Origin of the sequence: Candidatus Thiothrix phosphatis (genome assembly GCF_035668035.1) — a bacterium.
Taxonomy (GTDB): Bacteria; Pseudomonadota; Gammaproteobacteria; order Thiotrichales; family Thiotrichaceae; genus Thiothrix; species Thiothrix phosphatis.
Map to the genome: position 1 here is coordinate 1 of NZ_JAYMYJ010000062.1, position 2,824 is coordinate 2,824.

Sequence of the window (2,824 nt, forward strand, 5' to 3'; positions counted from 1 at the left end):
GCGGTGGTTCCGGTTGATATTGACAGCAAAACGGTGGGGACGCCTGTCCCGGTGGGCAACCCGGGGTGCTCTGCGGCGAGCGATGTCCGCCCTTGGGCGGTCAAGGTGCAAAACGGCGAAGTGTATGCTGGCGTGGTGTGTTCCGAGGAAAGCGTTGGCTCCATCACTGCAAAATTCAAGGCTTATGTGATGAAGTTGAGCGGTGGCAGTTTCACGACGGTCGCCAGCATGCCGCTCAATTACGAAAAGGATTTGTCGATCATGGGCACCTACACCAACAAGCTGGCGTGCGGCGCTTATCATGGATGGTTCCCGTGGGTTTCCAACACCAGCGCTTTTTCCGGCTATGCGGGCTGCCGCCCTGACCAGCCGAAGCTGACGTCCCATCCGCAACCGATCCTGAGCGATATTGAGTTTGATGTGGATGGCTCCATCATCCTGGGTTTCCTTGACCGTTTCGCCCTGCAAAGCGGAGGGGAAAACTACGCGCCCGGCACCAGCAGCACCGCCACTTACGCCGGGGTTGCAGGCGGCGACATCCGCCGTATCTGCAATGTCAATGGCGGCTATGTGGCGGAGGGCGGCACGGGCTGCGCCTTCAATGGCGGGCAGGATTACAGTAAAAAGAATGAATTCTATGTGGGCGACAACATCCTTTACAGTTGGCAGGGGACTTCGGCGGCGGAGCCAGCACACTCGGAAACCGCGTTGGGCGGGCTGGCACTGCGGGCTGGCAGTGGTGCCGTGCTCACGAATGTGTTTGACCCTATTGATGACCTCACCGGCAGCGAAAACCGTTGGGGGACTGGCGGCGTCCGCTGGTTGAGCAATACGAGTGGGGCCAGCCAGAAGAATTTCGAAATCATCAGCATGTCAGACAGTGATTTTGGCAAGACTGCGGGGCTTGGGGATTTGGAGCTGATGTGCGGCCCCGCCCCGCTCGAAATTGGCAACCGCGTCTGGCTGGACACCAATCAAAACGGCGTCCAGGATGCGGATGAAAGCGGGCTTGCCAATGTCAGTGTGCAATTGCTGTCGGGCGCAACAGTCCTGGCGACTGTGGCCACGGCATCGGACGGCTCCTATTATTTCAGCAACGCCACGGGTTCAAGCAGCGGCAGCAGGAAATATGGCGTCACGCAATTGCAGCCAGGGAACACCTATACGCTCAAGTTTCCAGCCAGCGTGACGGTGGGGGGAAGCACCTACGGCCTGACGACGACCGCAGCAGGGGCCAACCCGCAAATTGACTCCAATGCTGGCGCGTTAGGGGAAGTGAATGTCGCCGCCAGCGACATCGCGGTGACCGGCGCAAACAATCACTCCTTTGACGTGGGCTACACGCTGGTGCCGGAAGGCTGCAACCTGGAAGGCGGTGGCGACGGCGTGGCCAGCAACAATGCGCTGGGCCCAACAATCGTGTGTGCGCCGACGGACACGGACTTGAAACTCAGCAAGACGGTAAGCCCGGGGACTGCACAACGCGGCGCCACGGTGACTTACACGCTAACGCTCACCAATGAAAGTGAGCTGGACGCAACCGGGGTTGTGGTGACCGATAAGTTGCCGGTTGGCGTCACCTACGTCACTTACGCCACCGCTGCGGGCGCGTATGATCCGGGAACCGGGGCGTGGACAGTGGGCGCGGTGGCCGCAGGGCAATCGGTCACTCTGGCGATTACGGTGACCGTGGACTGACGGGGCGTTTTCCGGGGGGGATTACCCGGCGACCTGGCGGTTTGCACCTTTTCGCTTTTGTAGGTGACCTGATGCAGCGGGTTCTTTTCGCTGTAGTTCATGGTGGTGGCGGAGGCCATCGGTGAGGGGTAGAACGCCTACACCTGGTCGGCGCGGAAGCCATTTTTCTTCAGCCACAGCGCAAGGTTGAGCATGTCTTCGTCAGACGTGCCGGGGTGTGCGGTGATGAAATAGGGGATCAGGTGAAGAACTGGATTCGCTATTGCCTCGTAAGTTGTTTCTGCTTGATGATCTGATGGCATTGCAGATTTTTTTATGGACATCATGGTTACACCTTACGAACAAGACAATATCATTGCTTTTGTGGCGCACCGTGTTTGTGTCGAAATACACAAACACCATTGCTTTCAAGTATTGCTCAGTTTGACCGAACCGTTTACCAGCACTATCCAGGGGGTAGCGCACAACAGTCGCGGTTTGATTATAAATCAGTCTGTTGCGTATTCCTGCCATGCGGCTGAGAGCAATACACTGGTTTATTTTATTGATCCTGAAAGTCGCATAGGCGGGTATCTGAAGCAGGTTCTGGATGGGCAGGTGTTCGCCCGGATTGATCACCTATGGAAGCCAGAATGTTGTTCGGGTTGGTCTGCCGTTACAGCAGGCAATCATGCCGGGGAATTTCCCCAGCTCCCTGCGGGGCTGGCGCGTGAGGCGCTCAGACAAGTGTTGGCAGACGATCTTTTCCAGCGGGTTGTGAGTCGGGATGAGCGCATTGTCCGTGCTATTGCCTGGATTGAAGCTTCACTACAACAACGCATCAGTCTGCAAGATGTTGCGGATTATATCTGCCTTTCACCCGAGTACGCCCGGCATCTGTTTACGCAGGAAACCGGGGTGTCTTTTTCCCAGTTTCTGCTGTGGAAGCGTATCAAACATGCCATTGCCCTGACGGTAGGTGATGGACAGTCACTGACCAATGCAGCTCTGGCCAGTGGGTTTACTGATCAGGCGCATTTCTGCCGCCTGTTCAAACGCACGTTTGGCATCCCGGCCAGGGGACTACTGAAAAAGGCTCATTATGGGTTTCAGGGTCTTGGCAAAAAGTCCGCCGAAGACAATGATA

4 protein-coding genes are annotated in these 2,824 nt (G+C 57.0%); 2 read left to right on the forward strand and 2 right to left on the reverse strand.

Features of this window, described 5'->3' with window-relative positions:
- Nucleotides 1–1,698, forward strand: a 1,698-nt coding sequence (locus VSS37_RS07305; RefSeq protein WP_324694147.1) for an SdrD B-like domain-containing protein, incomplete at its 5' end; no start/stop codon positions are given.
- On the opposite strand, the gene VSS37_RS21805 is transcribed toward VSS37_RS07305, so the two are convergent.
- Nucleotides 1,590–1,817 carry a hypothetical protein gene (locus VSS37_RS21805; RefSeq protein ID WP_375339127.1) on the reverse strand — a complete coding sequence of 76 codons (228 nt, stop codon included), beginning with the start codon at nt 1,815–1,817 and terminating at the stop codon, nt 1,590–1,592. The genes VSS37_RS07305 and VSS37_RS21805 overlap by 109 nt on opposite strands.
- 18 nt (nt 1,818–1,835) lie before the next feature.
- Nucleotides 1,836–2,024: a hypothetical protein gene (locus tag VSS37_RS21810; protein WP_375339128.1), complete on the reverse strand. Its 189-nt coding sequence runs from the start codon at nt 2,022–2,024 to the stop codon at nt 1,836–1,838.
- On the opposite strand from VSS37_RS21810, the gene VSS37_RS07315 reads away from it, so the two are divergent.
- A partial coding sequence (locus tag VSS37_RS07315; protein ID WP_324694148.1) for a helix-turn-helix domain-containing protein occupies nt 2,014–2,824 on the forward strand: 811 nt, incomplete at its 3' end. The two genes, VSS37_RS21810 and VSS37_RS07315, sit on opposite strands and share 11 nt — an antisense overlap.

What these genes read in the sequence shown, in the direction of transcription:
- VSS37_RS21805 (WP_375339127.1), bottom strand. Translation starts at nt 1,817, where the DNA reads ATGGCCTCCGCCACCACCATGAACTACAGCGAAAAGAACCCGCTGCAT.
- VSS37_RS21810 (WP_375339128.1), bottom strand. Translation starts at nt 2,024, where the DNA reads ATGATGTCCATAAAAAAATCTGCAATGCCATCAGATCATCAAGCAGAA.